General features: G+C 65.0%; 13 protein-coding genes. 5 read left to right on the top strand and 8 right to left on the bottom strand.

Annotated features, from left to right (window positions below; translation table 11 throughout):
* Positions 1–63 precede the first annotated feature (63 nt).
* Entirely contained in the window at positions 64–630 is a 567-nt protein-coding gene (locus F0A16_RS12595; RefSeq protein ID WP_187775999.1) for a bactofilin family protein, read from the bottom strand.
* A 234-nt stretch (positions 631–864) separates the two neighbouring features.
* Here F0A16_RS12595 and F0A16_RS12590 point away from each other — a divergent pair, with 234 nt between their 5' ends.
* The 3 genes from F0A16_RS12590 to F0A16_RS12580 all read left to right on the top strand — a co-directional run bounded on the left by F0A16_RS12590 (position 865) and on the right by F0A16_RS12580 (position 3,849).
* Positions 865–1,458 (top strand): bactofilin family protein, encoded by a 594-nt coding sequence (locus F0A16_RS12590; protein WP_187775998.1) that lies wholly within the window; start codon positions 865–867, stop codon positions 1,456–1,458.
* Positions 1,459–1,513: 55 nt separating this feature from the next.
* Positions 1,514–1,885: a flagellar protein FlaG gene (locus tag F0A16_RS12585; protein WP_187775997.1), complete on the top strand. Its 372-nt coding sequence runs from the start codon at positions 1,514–1,516 to the stop codon at positions 1,883–1,885.
* A gap of 98 nt (positions 1,886–1,983) precedes the next feature.
* Complete coding sequence (locus tag F0A16_RS12580; RefSeq protein ID WP_149435742.1) at positions 1,984–3,849, top strand: SulP family inorganic anion transporter; 1,866 nt, start codon at positions 1,984–1,986, stop codon at positions 3,847–3,849.
* Here F0A16_RS12580 and F0A16_RS12575 read toward each other — a convergent pair.
* Complete coding sequence (locus F0A16_RS12575; RefSeq protein WP_149435741.1) at positions 3,844–5,052, bottom strand: AGE family epimerase/isomerase; 1,209 nt, start codon at positions 5,050–5,052, stop codon at positions 3,844–3,846. The two genes, F0A16_RS12580 and F0A16_RS12575, sit on opposite strands and share 6 nt — an antisense overlap.
* Before the next feature lie 204 nt (positions 5,053–5,256).
* Between F0A16_RS12575 and csiR the strand changes: the two genes are divergently transcribed.
* Positions 5,257–5,979 (top strand): DNA-binding transcriptional regulator CsiR, encoded by a 723-nt coding sequence (gene csiR, locus F0A16_RS12570; RefSeq protein WP_420853080.1) that lies wholly within the window; start codon positions 5,257–5,259, stop codon positions 5,977–5,979.
* A gap of 22 nt (positions 5,980–6,001) precedes the next feature.
* Here csiR and F0A16_RS12565 read toward each other — a convergent pair whose 3' ends face one another.
* The 6 genes from F0A16_RS12565 to F0A16_RS12540 form a co-directional block, all read right to left on the bottom strand.
* The gene (locus F0A16_RS12565; protein WP_149435740.1) at positions 6,002–7,333 is read right to left on the bottom strand and encodes a CaiB/BaiF CoA transferase family protein; all 1,332 of its coding nucleotides are present in this window, start codon (positions 7,331–7,333) and stop codon (positions 6,002–6,004) included.
* A gap of 5 nt (positions 7,334–7,338) precedes the next feature.
* Positions 7,339–8,517 carry an acyl-CoA dehydrogenase gene (locus tag F0A16_RS12560; RefSeq protein WP_149435739.1) on the bottom strand — a complete coding sequence of 393 codons (1,179 nt, stop codon included), beginning with the start codon at positions 8,515–8,517 and terminating at the stop codon, positions 7,339–7,341.
* Between the two features lie 104 nt (positions 8,518–8,621).
* The gene (gene cydC, locus F0A16_RS12555) at positions 8,622–10,313 is read right to left on the bottom strand and encodes a thiol reductant ABC exporter subunit CydC (protein WP_149435738.1); all 1,692 of its coding nucleotides are present in this window, start codon (positions 10,311–10,313) and stop codon (positions 8,622–8,624) included.
* Positions 10,310–11,992, bottom strand: a complete 1,683-nt coding sequence (gene cydD / locus F0A16_RS12550; RefSeq protein ID WP_149435737.1) for a thiol reductant ABC exporter subunit CydD — start codon at positions 11,990–11,992, stop codon at positions 10,310–10,312. Before cydD ends, cydC begins: the two co-directional genes overlap by 4 nt.
* Positions 11,993–12,033: 41 nt before the next feature.
* Entirely contained in the window at positions 12,034–13,035 is a 1,002-nt protein-coding gene (gene cydB / locus F0A16_RS12545) for a cytochrome d ubiquinol oxidase subunit II (protein ID WP_149435736.1), read from the bottom strand.
* A gap of 3 nt (positions 13,036–13,038) precedes the next feature.
* On the bottom strand, positions 13,039–14,451 hold the full coding sequence (locus F0A16_RS12540) for a cytochrome ubiquinol oxidase subunit I (RefSeq protein WP_149435735.1): 1,413 nt from the start codon (positions 14,449–14,451) through the stop codon (positions 13,039–13,041).
* A gap of 574 nt (positions 14,452–15,025) precedes the next feature.
* Here F0A16_RS12540 and F0A16_RS12535 point away from each other — a divergent pair.
* A complete protein-coding gene (locus F0A16_RS12535; protein ID WP_149435734.1) occupies positions 15,026–16,180 on the top strand; it encodes a multidrug effflux MFS transporter in 1,155 nt (384 codons plus the stop codon).
* Positions 16,181–16,293: the final 113 nt, after the last annotated feature.

Here is a 16,293-nt window from a genome sequence, read left to right as displayed (position 1 = left end):
AATATCAAGAACTGACGAGCCATTCCGCTCACTCGTATTCGACGTATCCTCTGATTTCTCGCCTCAACTCCGCTGGACGGGCGCGCTACGGTCGTCCTCCGGGAAGATATCGGCCTCTGCGACCAGTGACGGCTCCGCGCCGAGGCGAGCCGACTCCGGAGCCGTGGAGTCGATGCGCGCCGCCCCGGTATCGAAAGCGTCCCTGAGCTCATTCTGTTCCGGCTCCATGTCGATGTTGCCGTGAAATGCCGCGCCCTCTTCCAGTACCAGGCCGGGAGAATGGAGTTGGCCGTTGACGACGGCCCCCGCTTTCAAGGTGATCTTCTCGGCGGCGATCAGGGTGCCATCCACCCGACCTCTCACCGTCAGCTCCCTGGCCACCATCCGGCCTTCCACGACGCCCTCGGCGCCGACGGTGACGCCATGCTTCCGAAACAGGACGTCACCCAGGATCCGCCCCTCGATGAGCAGGTCCTCTTCACCACTGATATCGCCTTGGATGGTCGTCTTGCCCCCGATTCGAGAAAGGCCGTGGGTGTGAACGGGGTTGCCGCCGGGTGACGCCGGAATGTCGCCGCCGCGGGGCGAAGCTGCCGGCTGCCGAGGATTCTGGCTGGATTTCTGAAACATGTCGCAGGTCTCTGTCGCTGTCGGGAGATGGCGAGCTGGGTCTGAAAGAAGGCCACCGATGTGATGATAGATCGGCACGTGGCGAGGCATCTTTACCTTGCTTCGGGACCTCCCCGATCATTCGCGCCTTCAGTTCTTCTTTTCAGCGCCGATAGCTATCGACATATACCGCCCCAATCATCGCCGAACGCTCCGTTCGACACGAGAGCTGGAACCGCTTTGGGAATGAAATCTATGGACTCGGCAGAATGGCTCCTGCTCGGCGGACTCGTCTGCTGTGCCCTGCTGCTGCTGGATGGATATCGCCGGGTGACAAGGCGACAACGATCGCTCGCGGCGACGCCGGTTGACACCGTTTCTCCGGGCAGCGAGCCGTTACTCGGGAATGCCGCTCCCGCCCCACGCGCAACCAAAGCGACGCCTGAGGAGATATCCGGTGCCATTGACGGCAGTCTGATCGGCCGAACGGTCAACGTGCAGGGTCGTCTCGAGACGCGCGAGACGCTTCGAATCGAAGGTCAGGTAGAGGGAAACATCTCAGCCGACGATCAACGGGTCGTGGTCGGCACAGGCGCCCGATTGGCACCGCGACTCGTGGCTCGCGAACTCTATCTGGCGGGAACCTGTTCGGGCCAGATGGAAGTATCGGATCGCGTCGTCATCGAAATGGGCGCCCGTCAGGAAGGTCAGCTTTCCACGGCACGCCTGCACTGCCACGAGGGTGCATGGCTCCAGGGAACTGTCGATATCGGCGGCAGACGGGCGGCCCCTTCTCGTCCCGTGCCTCCCTCCCTTGCCTCACCATGTCTTGTCTCCGAGTCCAGATAGCGATGACGAAACCTGGACATCTACTCTCCGTGTCGACTCTTCGAGGAAGATGGTCATGCCTACCCCCATCGATCTGGCTTCGCTCTCTCTCAATCCGAGTGCCGATGGCTCTCCCCGTCAAAGACTGGAAACGTTGATGAGCCAGGCGGGCCTGGCCCCGCCGAGCACGATCGCGCCTTCCATGTCCACACTCGACGGATCGGCGCCGGGAATCGGCTATCTGAGCGATCAGCTTCACTCGCTCAACGGCGTCATGTCGCAATACGGGCTGCATTTCGAATTGAGCGAATTCGATAGCCGAGTCATTACCCAGGTCATCGATCGGGCCACGGGAGACATCATCCGCCAGATACCGGCGGAGGAGATGGTGCGAATCGCCGAGGCGTTCGCTGAAAACCAAGGGCGGCTGGTCGACGCTTCCGTCTGACTCATCTCGGCTTGCACACGATCCGGAGTGCGCGCACCATTTACCGCCCTGATTATCCTCTTGAACGATAAGCTTATTACCGGGAGCCTGACGAGACGATGAGCCTTTGGCGCCGATTGACGGGAACCGATACGCGAGAGCAGATCCACGTCCGTGCCCATCTGGCACGCTATTTCCCGATCATCAGTTGGGCGCCCTACTACAACCGCCACCTCCTCAACGAGGATCTGGTCGCATCCATCATCGTCACTCTGATGGTGATCCCTCAGGCCCTTGCTTACGCCATTCTCGCCGGACTGCCGGCAATCACCGGTCTCTACGCCAGCATGCTGCCGCTGATTCTCTATTCGATCTTCGGCACCAGCCGCACGCTGGCGGTCGGCCCGATGGCGATCGTCTCGCTGATGACCGCCGCCGCCCTCTCGCCCTTGTTCGACAGCGGCACACCGGCCTACGGCCAGGCCGCGACGACGCTTGCCATGCTTTCGGGCCTGATTCTGGCCATCATGGGCCTGTTACGGCTGGGATTCTTCGCCAATTTCCTCAGCCATCCAGTGGTCTCTGGCCTGCTCACCGCTTCCGGCGTGCTGATTGCCGCCAGTCAATTCTCCAGCCTGATCGGTATCGGCGGCTCGGGATTCACGCTGATCGATCAGATCGCTCACCTGCTGAGTCATCTCGGGAGCCTCCACTGGCCCACGCTGGTGCTGGGAGCGTCGGCGCTGGCGTTTCTGCTGGTGATGCGACGAGCAGGCCCCGTGCTGCAGAAGATGGGGCTGAGCGCCGGAAAGGCCACCTTCATCGTGCGGCTGGGTCCGGTCATGGCCGTCGCCATCACCACGCTGACCTCTTGGTCGCTGGACCTCCCTGCCGATGGCGTGAAGGTAGTCGGCGACATTCCCGCACGTCTGCCGCCACTGAGCCTGCCGTCGTTCGAGCCGGGCCTGCTGCGCGATCTGCTGCTGCCGGCGTTTCTGATCAGCGTGGTCGGGTTCATCGAGTCGGTGTCGCTGGCGCAGATGCTGGCCGCGCGACGACGCGAGCGCATCTCCCCGGATCAGGAGTTGGTCGGCCTTGGTACCGCCAATCTGGCGGCGGCCTTCACTTCCGGCATGCCGGTGACCGGCAGCCTGTCGCGCACGGTGATCAATTTCGACGCCGGCGCCCGCACGCCGGCGGCCGGAGCATTCGCCGCGTTCGGCGTCGGGCTGGTGATCCTGTTCCTGACGTCACTGATCGCCTACCTGCCGATCGCCACCCTGGCCGCTAGTATCATCGTGTCGGCGATGACGCTGGTCGACCTGCCCGGCCTCAAGCGGACCTGGCACTACTCCCGAAGCGACTTCGCCGCGATGCTGATCACCATTGTGCTGACGTTCGGCGAGGGGGTGGAAGCTGGTGTCATGGCCGGCGTCGGCGTCTCACTGGCACTCTATCTCTACCGCACCAGCCGGCCCCATACCGCGGAAGTCGGGCGCCTTCCGGGCACCGAGCACTTTCGCAACATCCAGCGCCACGAGGCGGAAGTCGATGACGAGATCGCCCTGCTACGTGTGGATGAAAGCCTCTACTTCGCCAACGCGCGGTATCTGGAGGATACCGTCTACGGGCTACTCGCCGACCGCGACAACATGAGGCACCTGGTGCTGATCTGTTCGGCGGTCAACCTGATCGACGCCTCGGCACTGGAGAGCCTGGAGGCGATCAACGCCCGCCTGAAGGACTCTCAGGTCACCCTGCACCTGGCCGAGGTAAAGGGACCGGTGATGGACATGCTGGGCAAGAGCGATTTCCTCGATCATCTGACCGGCGAGGCCTATCTCAGCACTTTTGCGGCCTGGACCGACATCCGCCATCGCCTCGACGACGAGCGTGCGGCGTTGCTAGCAGCGAAGGAGTCATCGACCGACCCCCCGGCCGACGAGTCCGAACCGGGGCCCCCGTCGTCAGGCGGGAAGTCATAGCGATGATACCGCCTCGCGCTCGCCGTGCTGTCGCTGCATGATCGGCAGGATGTCGTAGCAGGCGCAAAGATTGTGGCAGTCGGTCTTGGGCGCCGGGCTCTTCTCCCGCGAGTAGCGTCGGTTGTCCGGGGTCAGAATGCGATACCAGCCACCGTGCTCGTGATCGATCATGTGCTGCCAGCAGTAGTTGGCGATCTTGTCGTACCAGCGCCAGTAGCGCGCCTCCCCGGTCAGATCGCCGAGCATCGCGGCGGCGGCCAGGCTCTCGGCCTGGACCCAGTAGACCTTGTCCCGATTGAGAGGCAGGCGGTTGAAATCCGCCCCGCAGATCAAGCCGCCATACTTGTCGTCCCACCCCTTTTCCACTGCCTCGGTGAACAGCCGGCGCGCCGTCGGGAGCAGCCAGGCCTCATCCGGACGATGGTGATGGAGTCGCAGCAGCAGCCTGACCCACCCGGTCTGATGACCGATCTGGAACCCCCAGGGCCGGAAGAGATCGTCGGGGCGGTCGCGGCGATAGTCAAAATCGATATGCCAGTCGCGATCGTAGTTCTCCCATAGCCAGCCATCGCCCATGGGGGCGAGCCGGCGCCATAGCGTCCGGGCGATACCCAGCGCCCGGTCGAGAAAGGCAGCCTCACCGGTGGCATCGAACGCCGCGATCAGCGCTTCGCAGCTCCGCTGATTGACGCTCTGGCCACGGTAGCCCGTCAGGTGCCAGTTCGCGTCCGCTTCAGCGGCGTAGAGCTGCGTGTGAGACTCGAAGAACCTTCGATCCATCAAGGCACGGACCCGATCGAGCCCGGTTCGTGCCTCGGAAACCCCGGCCTTCAGCGCCATCGCGTAGGCCAGCATGACCCAGGCCAACCCGTAGCAGTGGTGGTTGGTGTCTTCCGCCTTCCCATGATCCAGCGTCCAGGCGAACCCCTGGGTAAGGGTCTGGTAGTGCCTATCCTCGATGAACTTCAGCCCGTGGCGTGCCCATTTGAGGGCCTCGGGCGCGCCGGTATGCATCGCGGAGCGGGCGTAGATGATCACGTAGCCGGCGCTGGAGACGAGATGTCGATGGTGGCGGTTATAGAGATATCCGTCGTCGGTGAGATAGTGGTAGAAACCCGCCTGGGGATCGATGCAGCGCGGGTGGTAGAACGCCATGGTCCTGGCGATGTGCTGCTCGATCTGGTGCGGCGTGGTGAACGGCATGGCGAACCTCGCTTCATGACGGATGCCGATGCACGAAGGACCCAGTGCATGACGACACCGGAAGAACGCACGGCAGCGTCGAAGGTTTCACGCTCATTCTGGTCGGCATGGCCAACGGTCACAATGCGCCTCTCGTCGGATGTCGATCGGCTCGGGATAGGTGTCGATATTTTCCTTCGACATCGACAGAATTGGGAAACCGACATGTATCGACGCCGACAGGGCCTGGCGATGACCGCAACTTCCGAACGATCCCCCACCGCGCTCGACGTCTACCGACGCCTGAAGGCGGATATCATCCGCGGCGTCTATGCACCACAGGAAAAGCTGCTGATGAGCCGGCTGAAGGCTAGCTACGCCACCGGCGTCGGCCCCTTGCGGGAGGCCTTGACCCGGCTGATCGGCGAACGCCTGGTCACCGGGATCAGCCAGCGTGGCTATCGCGTGGCGCCGATGTCGATGGCCGAACTGGCCGCGATCTACGACGCTCGCGCCGAACTCGAGGGCCTGCTGATACGCCTGGCCATCGAGCGCGGCGACGATGACTGGGAGGCCTCGATCCTGGCCCGGGCGCATACCCTGGCCAAGGTCGACCGGGTCAACGACGGCGAGGAGATGCTCGAACGCTGGGACAAGCGACACCAGGCGCTTCACGACGCCATGGTCGCCGGCTGCGACTGCCTGCCGCTGCTGCAGTCGCGGGCGGCTTTGTTCGATCAGGCGCAGCGCTATCGCCATCTATGGCTACGTCGGACCGTCTTCTCGGCGCAGGCTCTGGCCGACAAGCATTGCGAGCATCAGGCCCTGGTGAACACGATCCTGTCACGTGATGCCACGGCCGCCAGCCGCATGATGCGCGAACACCTGATGACGCCGGTGCCGATCATCCGCGAGCGGCTCGAGGCGTATGGTGTGAACAGGCCCTAGAGAGCGGCAACCGGGGCATCGATCAGACAATCGCCCCAGCGCGACGCAGATCCGCCAGCGCCTCGGCATCCAGCGCCAACCACTCGCTCAGGACGCATGCCGTATGCTCGCCCAGCCGCGGCGGCGACTGCCACGATGTCATCCGACAGCCATCCAGCGTGATCGGGTTGCCCACCAGCCTGGCACGGCGCCCATCCCCCATGACGCTCTCCTGGCACATGCCGCGATGCCGCACCTGGGGGTCGTCGAAGACCTGATCGAGCGTATTGATGGGCCCGCAGGGCACGCCGTGGGCCTCCAGCAGCGCCAGCCACTCGTCGCGGGGCCGGGCGATCAACCGCTTCTCCAACAGCGCGACCAACGCCTCGCGATGGGCGACCCGCTGGGCATTGGTGGCGAAACGCGGGTCCCACGCCCACGCCGGTTCGCCCAGCGCCTCGCACAGATGGCGAAACTGGCTGTCGTTGCCCACGGTCACGATGAAATGACCATCGGCGGCGGCGAACGCCTGATACGGCACGATGTTGGGATGCGCATTGCCCATGCGCTGCGGCGTCTGGCCGCTGGTGAGGTAGTTGAGTGCCTGATTGGCGAGTACGCCGACCTGGACATCCAGCAGCGCCATGTCGATGTAGCCGCCCTCGCCGGTCGCATCCCGGCGACGCAGCGCCGCCAGGATCGCGTTGGCGGCGTAGAGCCCGGTGAAGATATCGGTGATCGCGACGCCTACCTTCGTCGGCTCGCCGCCTTGCGCGTCGGGCGCTCCGGTCAGGCTCATCAGCCCGCCCATGCCCTGGATCAGGAAGTCGTAGCCGGCGCGGCCGGCATAGGGCCCGTCCTGGCCGAACCCGGTGATCGAACAGTAGATCAGGTCCGGCTTGAGTGGCTGGAGGCTGGCGTAGTCGAGCCCGTAGGCAGCCAGCCCGCCGACCTTGAAGTTCTCGATCACGACATCGGCCTTCATTGCCAGGCGCCGAACCAGCTCCTGCCCCTTCGCGGTGGACAGGTCGACGGCGACCGAGCGCTTGCCGCGGTTGGCGCTCAGGAAGTAGGCGGACTGTTTCATCCCGGCACCCGAACCCGTGCCGGTACCCGACTCCGTCGAGTTTCCTGTCTCGGCACCCGGCCCCGTGCCGGCACCCGACTCCGTCGAGTCTCGTGTTTCCGCCCCTGTGCCGACGCCGTCGAGCCAAGGCGGGCCCCAGGCGCGGGTATCGTCGCCCCGCCCCGGCCTCTCGACCTTGATCACCTCTGCGCCGAGATCCGCCAGTTGCTGAGTACACCAGGGGCCGGCAAGGACCCTCGAGAGGTCCAGCACCTTGAGGCCGGCCAGCGGCCGGGAGATCTCACTCATCGCCGTCACCCGAACGCCTGGATACCGGTCTGGGCACGCCCCAGGATCAGGGCATGGACGTCGTGGGTCCCCTCGTAGGTGTTGACCGTCTCCAGATTGATCATGTGGCGGATCACGCCGAACTCCAATGAGATGCCGTTGCCGCCGTGCATGTCTCGCGACATACGGGCAATATCGAGCGCCTTGCCGCAATGATTGCGCTTGATCAGCGAGATCATTTCCGGGGTCGCCTGGCCCGCGTCCAGCAGGCGCCCGACGCGCAGACACGCCTGGAGGCCCAGCGCGATCTCCGTCTGCATGTCGGCCAGCTTGACCTGAACCAGTTGGGTGGCGGCGAGCGGCCGGCCGAACTGCTCCCGATCCAGGGTGTACTGGCGCGCGGCGTGCCAGCAGAACTCCGCTGCACCCATGGTGCCCCAGCCGATCCCGTAGCGGGCCTTGTTGAGACATCCGAACGGCCCGCCCAGGCCGGAGGCGCCAGGCAGCAGCGCCTCCTCCGACACGAACACGTCGTCCAGCACGATCTCGCCGGTGACCGAGGCGCGCAGCGAGGCCTTGGCCTGGATGGTGGGCGTGGAGAAGCCCTCGGCGCCGCGGTCGACCAGAAACCCCTTGATCTTGCCTTCATGGGCATCGGATTTCGCCCACACCACGGCGACATCGGCGATGGGACTGTTGGTGATCCACATCTTCTGGCCGCTGAGACGATAACCGCCATCGACCTTCCTGGCCCGCGTCTGCATGCCGCCGGGGTCGGAACCCGCGTTGGGCTCGGTCAGCCCGAAACAGCCCACCATCTCGCCGCTCGCCAGTTCGGGCAGGTAGCGCTGCTTCTGCGCCTCGGTGCCATAGGCCTCGATCGGGTGCATCACCAGCGACGACTGCACGCTCATGGCGGAGCGGTAGCCGGAGTCGACCCGCTCGACCTCCCGCGCGATCAGACCGTAGGCCACGTGGTTGGCGCCCGCCCCGCCATAGGCTTCGGCCACCGTGGCTCCCAGCAGTCCGAGCCCGCCCATCTCGCGCAGGATCTCGCGGTCGAAATGGTCGCGTTCGAAGGCCTCCAGCACGCGCGGCTGCAGGCGCTCCTGGCAGTAGTCGCGTGCCAGTTGCTGAATCTGGCGCTCCTCGTCGCCGAGCTGCTGGTCGAACAGAAAAGGGTCGTCCCACTGGAAACCGGACATGGCTGGCGCTCCTGGTATCGATGGAATCGCCCGGCTTCGACGGCGCGGACGATCAGATAGTGAGAGTAACGCCATCACCAATGTCGACACTATTGGCAAAATGTCTACATTTTTGACAACCCACGCTCTCCGACCCTTCCCGCCTCGGCCGGCATCAACCGCCAGCAGTCGTCGCAGGTTGGCAACGCCTGGGGATCGTGGCCCAGCAGCAGCGCAGAGCGTCCCGCCAGCCACGCATCCAGTGCCGACTTGATCGAGGCCGCCGTCTCGGCATCCAGTCCGCTCAGAGGTTCATCCAGGATCACCAGCGGCGAGTTGCGCAGCATCACCCGCGCCAATGCCACCCGGCGCGCCTGCCCGCCGGAGAGCTGCCGTCCCTGCTCGCCGACCCAGGTTTCCAGGCCGTCCGGCAGCGACCGCGCCCAGGGCTCGAGTTCGACGCTTTCCAGCACGGCCCACAATTCGGCGTCGCTGGCGTCCGGGTCCCCCATGCGCAGGTTGGCGGCCAGGGTGTCGTGGAACAGCTCGCTGCGCTGGGTGAGATAACCGATTCGCGCCCTCAACGAGTCGGGCGAAACCCGGGAGACATCTTGCTGCGCGAATTCGACCCGCCCCGCCTGGGGATCGAACGCCCGTACCGCCAACTGCGCCAATGTCGACTTGCCGATCCCCGAGGGGCCGACGATGCCGACTCGCCGACCGGGCTCGATGACCAGGTTCAGGCCGCTGAAGACGGTTCTCGCCCCGTGCGTGACCTCGACATCCCGGTAGACCAGTGACGGCGCCGCACCTCCGGCCATGAGCCGGTCCCCGGTCAGCGGCGTCTTCAGCTCGGCCTGGGCATTGAGCCGCTCGGCGGCCCGCACCGTGGCGCCCAGCTGGGTGAACGCCATCGGCAGGTTCCCGAGCCCCTCGCTGACCGCCAGCGTGCCCAGCGCCAGCATCACCATCACCGGCCCGCTGACCTGGCCATCGCGAAAGGCCTCTAGCCCCAGCAGCAGAACCACCAGCGTCGCCAGTTGGACGCCGACGGTGACGACGAGATTGCCGGTCGCCGTACGCCGGCCGAGCCGACGCTGGTCGTCGAGCAGCGCCTGCTCCTCGCGGCGCCAGAGCGCGCGATGCGTCTCCAGCGCCCGATAACTGGTCAATTCGGCCAGTCCCTCGACCTGCTCGATGGCCCGGGTTCGCAGCCGTTCCTGCCGATCGACCCGGCGGTGGCTGGCACGCCAACCCCACCAGCCACAGCCGGCGGTGGCGATCAGGCCCAGCGGCAGCAGAATGGCCAGCAGCGCAAGCCCGGCCACGGGCAGGAAGGCGCCGGCGAAAGCGGCGAATGCCAGGACACTGACCAGTGCCACCAGCGGCGGTGCCAGCAGGCGCAGATAGAGATTGTCGAGGGTGTCGATATCCGCCGTCAGTCGATTGAGCCACTGGGAAGCACGGGCACGTGCCAGCGTACGCGCATCCAGCGTGACCAGGCCGGCGAACACACGCCCGCGAAGATCCGCCAGCAATCTCAATATCGTGTCGTGGTTGTAGAGCCGTTCCAGATAGCGACTGGCGGTGCGCGAGACGGCGAAGAACCGGATACCGCTGCCCGGGGTGAAGACGTCCAGATAACCGCTTGCGCCGACCGCCGCGATCGCCGTGGCGGTGATGAACCAGCCGGACAACGACAGTAGCCCGAGTGCGCTGAGCAGCGTGGCGAGCATCAGCAGCGCGCCGACCAGGAGACGGCCGCGACGCTCGGCCAGGACGCCAAGCCATGGTCGCAGTGACAGCAGTGCCTTCATGAGTACGCCTCCCGTGAAGCATCCGGGCGCTCGACCGTCGACAGCCGGCCTCCCTTGATGGCGAGGACGCGACCGGCCATGGCCATGATCGCGGGATGGTGGGTGGCGACGACCAGGGTACGACCGCTGGCAGCCAGCCGGGTCAGGCCGGCGATGACCTCGCGTTCGGTTTCGGGATCGAGGGCTGCCGTCGGTTCATCCAGCAGTACAAGCTTCGCGGGGGAAAGGAAAACTCTCGCCAGCGCCAGCCGCTGCCCCTCACCGCCGGAGAGCCCGGCGCCGCGCTCGCCCAGTGGCGTATCGAGCCCCGCCGGGGACGAGGCGAGCCACGCCTGCAGCCCCGCCTGCCCCAGGGCGTCGCGCAACGCCTCGTCGCTGGCGCCAGGCGCCACCAGCCGCAGGTTCTCGGCCAGCGTCCCCTGAACGATCAGCGGTCGCTGGTCCAGCCAGGCGATCGCCGGCGTTGACGTGACCCGAACCCTTCCCGCACTGGGCGCTATGAAGCCCGCGATCAGTTGCAGCAGGCTCGACTTGCCACTGCCGGAAGGACCGATCAACGCCACGACCTCGCCGGGGTCGACCTTCAGCGACAGCGGCCCAAGGATTCGCTCACGCCCGCGATGACGCAGCTCGACATCGTCGAGGGCGACCGCGCCGGGACGCTGCCGCTGGGCCTCGTCCGGCTCGGTTTCATCGTACGCACGCCCCGGCGCGCCTTCTTCACCGGCTTCCGGCTCCAGCAGCGCCACCAGCCCCTCGGCGGCCCCCAGAGCGGAAGCCCTGTCGTGGTAATGCTGGGAGAGCGTGCGCAGTGGCTGGAAGAACTCCGGTGCCAGCAGCAGGATGAACAACCCGCTAAACAGGTCGAGCCGATCGGCGGGCCCATACTGGATGTAGCCCAGCAGGCCGAAGCCGATGTAGATCGCGACCACCGCGACGGAAACCGCCGCGAAGAATTCGAGCACCGCCGACGACAGGAACGCCACCCTCAGTGTCTTGAGGCTGCGTCGGCGATAATCGTGGGCGACCTCGCTCACCTCCTCGACGCTGCGCTCGGCCAGTCCGAACAATTGCAGCGTGGCGATGCCTCGCACCCGGTCGAGAAAATGCCCCGAGAGTCGGGTGACCGCCTGGAACTGCGCCTCGTTGAGCCGCTGGGCGCCCATCCCTATCAGCGCCATGAACAGCGGGATCAGCGGTGCCGCGATCAACAGCCAGATCGCCGCCAGCCAGTTGAGCCAGAACACCACGGCGAGATAGATCATGGGGATCAGCGCCGCCAGCACCACCTGGGGCAAAAACCGGGCGTAGTAGCCCTCCAGCGACTCGACCTGATCCACCAGCTGGCTGGCGAGACCGGCGCTATGCCGCGACGCCAGCCGCACCGGCCCCAGTTGCTGCAGACGCGCCAGCAGACGGGCACGCACCTGCTGCTTCACCCGCAGCCCGCAAGCCTGGCCGCAGACTTCCTGCCCCCACTGCGCCAGCGCCCGGGCGGCAATGGCGACGACGATCATGGCGACACCACCGAACACCGCCTCTAGCGAGGCACCATCCGAGATCACCCGATCGACAACCCAGGCCAGCGCCCCCATCTGGATCAGCGTGGCAACCCCCACCAACAGGCCACAGCAGACGGCACCTCGATACCAGGGTCGAACACCGACCGCCTGCTGCATCAACCACTCTCGTGACGGATTCGTGGATCGCCTGGCGGCGCTCAATGGTAGCCCTCACCGACGCGAACCTTGCCGCGGAAGACCCAGTAGGACCACGCAGTGTAGGTCAGCACGATCGGCACCACGAACAGCACGCCGATCAGGATGAAGAACTGCGATTCCGGCGCAGATGCCGCGTCCCAGAGTGTGTAGTCGGGCGGAATCACGTAGGGCCAACGGCTGACCAGCAGTCCGAGGTAGGTGAAGATGAACAGACCCAGCGTCAACAGGAACGCCAGCCCTTCACGACGACGGCGCGTGGCGAAGTAGATTCCCGCCGCGCAGAGCAAGGCAGCGAAAGGCAGCAGCCAGATCACCTGCAGGTGGTCGAACCAACGGTCGAACACACCCGGATCGATCCAGGGCGTCCACAGGCTGACGATGACGAATACCGCCAGCACGCCGATCAGCAGCTTGGGAATCAAGCCGCGCGCCCACTCGCGGACATGCCCCTCGGACTTGAGCACCAGCCAGGTAGCGCCCAGCAGGGTGTAGCCGACCACCAGCCCGATACCGGTGAGCACCGAAAACGGTGTCAACCAATCGAACGCCCCGCCGGTGTAGACGCGATCCGCGGTTTCGAAGCCCTGGATATAGGCCCCCACCACACAGCCCTGGGCGAACGCCGCAACAAAGGAACCGCCGGCGAAGGCCGCGTTCCACCAGCCCCGCGTGCGCTTGGACTTGAAGCGAAACTCGAACGCCACGCCGCGGAAGATCAATCCTGCCAACATCAGGAACACACCGAGATAGAGCGCCGGTAGCAAGATGGTGTAGACCAGCGGGAAGGCGGCGATGAGACCTGCACCACCGAGCACCAGCCAGGTCTCGTTGCCGTCCCACACCGGTGCGACGGAGTTCATCATCACGTCGCGAGCGTCTTCGTCGGGGGCGAACGGAAACAGAATCCCCAGGCCCAGATCGAACCCGTCCATCAGCACGTACATGATCACGCCGAAAGCGATGATAACGGCCCAGATCAGCGACAGATCGTACATTTCCATGGCTTAGCTCCTGGATGACGCGGTGGTGCCATCGAACGGCACGTGGGTGGCGGACAAGGGACGCATGGGGCGATCGGCATCGTGGACTTCCTCGTCCGCACCGAGTTCGTCCAGCCCCTGGCGCACGACCTTGAGCAGGTAGTAGATACCGGCCCAGAAGATCACCGCGTAGACAGCGACATAGCCGATCAGCGTCGCTAACACCATTCCGCCGGAGAGCGAGGGCGTCACAGCGTCGGCGTAGGAGAGCACGCCGTAGACCAGCCACGGCGAGCGACCGATCTCGGTCACGAACCATCCCGCCAGCACCGCGACGAACGGTGCCAGGCTCATCCCCTGCAGGCCGTGCAGGAACCAGCGCGTGGTATAGAGGCGACCACCGCGACGCAGCACCAGTCCGGCAATGGCAAACGCGATCATCAGGACGCCCAGGGCAACCATGACACGGAAGCTGTAGAAGACGATCCAGACCGGCTGCTGCTGCTCGACGGGAATCTCCTTGAGCCCCGGCACCACACCGTCCGGATCGTGACGCAGGATCAGACTGGCACCGTTGGGGATGCCGATCTCGACGCGGTTGGCCTGAAGTTCGCGGTCCGGCAGCGCGAACAGCAGCAACGGTACGTTGGACTGGGTCTCCCAGTTCCCTTCCATGGCCGCGATCTTCATCGGCTGATGCTCGAGTGTGTTGAGGCCGTGCTCGTCACCCACGAAGGCCTGTAGCGGCGCCAGAATCAACAGCAGCCACATGGTCATGGAGAGCGCGCGCTTGTGCGCTTCGACATCGCGCCGCCGCAGCAGGAACCAGGCGCTGACCCCGCACACCACGAAGCCGCCGGTCAGGAACGCCGCCAACGCCATGTGAGCGAAGCGATACGGGAAGGACGGCGTGAAGATCGCCTCCATCCAGGAGGTAACATGCAGGACACCCTCACGGATCTCGTACCCCTGAGGCGTCTGCATCCAGCTGTTGGTAGCCAGGATCCAGAATGCCGATATGAACGTGCCGATGGCGACCATCAGCGCGGCGAAGAAGTGTACCGACGGCGAGACACGGTGGCGGCCGAACAGCAGCACGCCGAGGAAGCCCGCCTCGAGGAAGAACGCGGTGATCACCTCGTAACTCAGCATCGGCCCGATGAAGTTCGAAGCGAACTGGGAGAAATTGCTCCAGTTGGTGCCGAACTGGAAGGCCATGACGATGCCGGAAACCACGCCCATGCCGAAGACGACGGCGAAGATCTTGGTCCAGAACAGCCCCAGACGATCCCACACCGAGTTGCCGGTCGCGACGTAGAGGCCCTGCAACACCGCCACGTAGGAGGCGAGTCCGATCGTGAAGACGGGGAATATCGCGTGAAAAGAGACCACGAAAGCGAACTGCAATCGTGATAACAGGATAGGATCTAACGCCATGACTGACTCCTCGCAAGCGCCAGGGCAGCGGTTCCCCTCATGCCCCGACGGCAGCTGTCTCAGCTGACTGTCTGCTGTTTGTCTTTCGCCCGACCATTGCAGCCGTTCGATGCTTCATATCATAGGCTCGGCGCTCGCGTGGGCCGCCGTGTCCGGTTGTCGCAGCCCTCTGTCGCGCTTTTCCATCCGACGCTCTAGACAACCTAGGCAATCCTGCCGAAAGTCGCCAACCACTTGGGTTCCCGGGCATCCGCCCCGTCTCGTCGTCCGGACTTGCGGAGCCGCACCCGAAGGCGGCCTGCGACAATATGCCAACCTGACAATGTGCGATTACGGCGTTGTGGACAGCCTTTCGTCGCCGCACACGGCGGCAGGCCTTGGTCAAATGGTCATACAAAGTCAGATCGCGTAAGGTTCGAATGACATACAGGCTAATGGCTATCCCGCTATTGGATCGCACCTGAATTCCACTCTTCTGTTCACGAGGCGCTTCGTGACTGACCCTACTTCCTCGACTACCCGATCGACGTCTCCTATCGAAACGACAACGGCGCGTGCCGTACCGGCGTTATGGATGCTGGTCATGATTACGTTGGCCGGCACGCTGGCCATGCATATCTTCGTGCCGGCACTACCAATCGCCGGGGAAGCACTGCACGCCGACAGCACCCGGATGCAGTTGACCATCAGCCTCTACATACTGGGCCTGGCGCTCGGCCAGCTCTTCTATGGCCCGCTCTCCGACGCGCTGGGAAGAAGACCGGCGTTGATGCTCGGCATGGCCATCTACAGCATCGCAGGTGTCGTTGCCTGGCGAGCGCAGAGCGTCGAGATGCTGATCGGGGCGCGGTTCTTCCAGGCCTTCGGCGGTTGTGCCGGACTGGCCCTGGGCCGCGCCATGATTCGCGATACCGCGGCCCCGGACCGGGCCGTGCAGCGGCTGGCGGTGCTCAATCTGGTGGTGGCCATCGGCCCGGCCATGGCGCCACTGATCGGCAGCCTGCTGACGTCGACGCTGGGTTGGCGAACCGTGCTGCTGGCACTCTGTCTGATGGGCGTCGGCAACCTGCTGTTCGTCTGGAGACTGATGCCGGAAACGGCGCAAGCCACCGGTCGCATCAACCTGCCCAATCTAGCCCACGAATATCGCACCCTGCTCCGCTCTCCCGCCTTTATCGGTTACGCGATCGGCGGCGGCTGCGTCACCACGGCGATGTTCGCCTTCGTCGCTTCGGCGCCGTTCATCTTCGTCGAACAGTTGGGCAAGCCAGCGAGCCACGTGGCGTACTACCTGTCGCTGCTGATTCTGAGCATCTCGCTGGGCAACTTCATCACCAACCGAACGATCCACCGCATCGGTCTGGTTCGATTGATGCTGGCGGCGAGCCTGCTCAGCCTGACCGGGGGAATATCGATGCTGGTGATCGTGCTGGCCGGCTGGGCTTCGGTCGTCACCCTCGAAGTCTCGGTGCTGCTATTTACCTTCGGCGTGGGAATGACCGGGCCGACCGCGTTGACGCTGGCGGTGAGCATCAATCCCAAGGTCGTCGGCTCCGCCGCCGGTCTTTACGGATTCGCCCAGATGGGCATCGGCGCGCTCTGCACGGCGCTAGCCGGACTGGGCGACAACCCGGCCCTGGGTGCGGCTATGGTACTGGCCGCGGCCGCCGTGATCGGACAGTTTGCGTTGAGGGTCGCTCTGCGCTTCGATAGCCAGCCCCATCGTTGAACGCCCGCCTACTATGCCGGCGGGACGTCTCGAGTCTTGCCATGCCCTTCGCGCGCCTGATGCGTTCGTCTAACGGAGCGCGCCATCCGTCTTCGGTAGTGTAGACACACCAC

Source organism: Salinicola corii, from assembly GCF_008298015.1.
Classification (GTDB): domain Bacteria; phylum Pseudomonadota; class Gammaproteobacteria; order Pseudomonadales; family Halomonadaceae; genus Salinicola; species Salinicola corii.
Note: the sequence above shows the minus strand (reverse complement) of the source record. Positions and strands in the feature narration are given on the sequence as shown.

Bases quoted from the DNA above. Each gene is read 5' to 3' on its own strand.
- F0A16_RS12595 (WP_187775999.1), bottom strand. From the start codon at position 630: ATGTTTCAGAAATCCAGCCAGAATCCTCGGCAGCCGGCAGCTTCGCCC.
- F0A16_RS12590 (WP_187775998.1), top strand. From the start codon at position 865: ATGGACTCGGCAGAATGGCTCCTGCTCGGCGGACTCGTCTGCTGTGCC.
- F0A16_RS12585 (WP_187775997.1), top strand. From the start codon at position 1,514: ATGCCTACCCCCATCGATCTGGCTTCGCTCTCTCTCAATCCGAGTGCC.
- F0A16_RS12580 (WP_149435742.1), top strand. From the start codon at position 1,984: ATGAGCCTTTGGCGCCGATTGACGGGAACCGATACGCGAGAGCAGATC.
- F0A16_RS12575 (WP_149435741.1), bottom strand. From the start codon at position 5,052: ATGCCGTTCACCACGCCGCACCAGATCGAGCAGCACATCGCCAGGACC.
- csiR (WP_420853080.1), top strand. From the start codon at position 5,257: ATGTATCGACGCCGACAGGGCCTGGCGATGACCGCAACTTCCGAACGA.
- F0A16_RS12565 (WP_149435740.1), bottom strand. From the start codon at position 7,333: ATGAGTGAGATCTCCCGGCCGCTGGCCGGCCTCAAGGTGCTGGACCTC.
- F0A16_RS12560 (WP_149435739.1), bottom strand. From the start codon at position 8,517: ATGTCCGGTTTCCAGTGGGACGACCCTTTTCTGTTCGACCAGCAGCTC.
- cydC (WP_149435738.1), bottom strand. From the start codon at position 10,313: ATGAAGGCACTGCTGTCACTGCGACCATGGCTTGGCGTCCTGGCCGAG.
- cydD (WP_149435737.1), bottom strand. From the start codon at position 11,992: ATGCAGCAGGCGGTCGGTGTTCGACCCTGGTATCGAGGTGCCGTCTGC.
- cydB (WP_149435736.1), bottom strand. From the start codon at position 13,035: ATGGAAATGTACGATCTGTCGCTGATCTGGGCCGTTATCATCGCTTTC.
- F0A16_RS12540 (WP_149435735.1), bottom strand. From the start codon at position 14,451: ATGGCGTTAGATCCTATCCTGTTATCACGATTGCAGTTCGCTTTCGTG.
- F0A16_RS12535 (WP_149435734.1), top strand. From the start codon at position 15,026: ATGCTGGTCATGATTACGTTGGCCGGCACGCTGGCCATGCATATCTTC.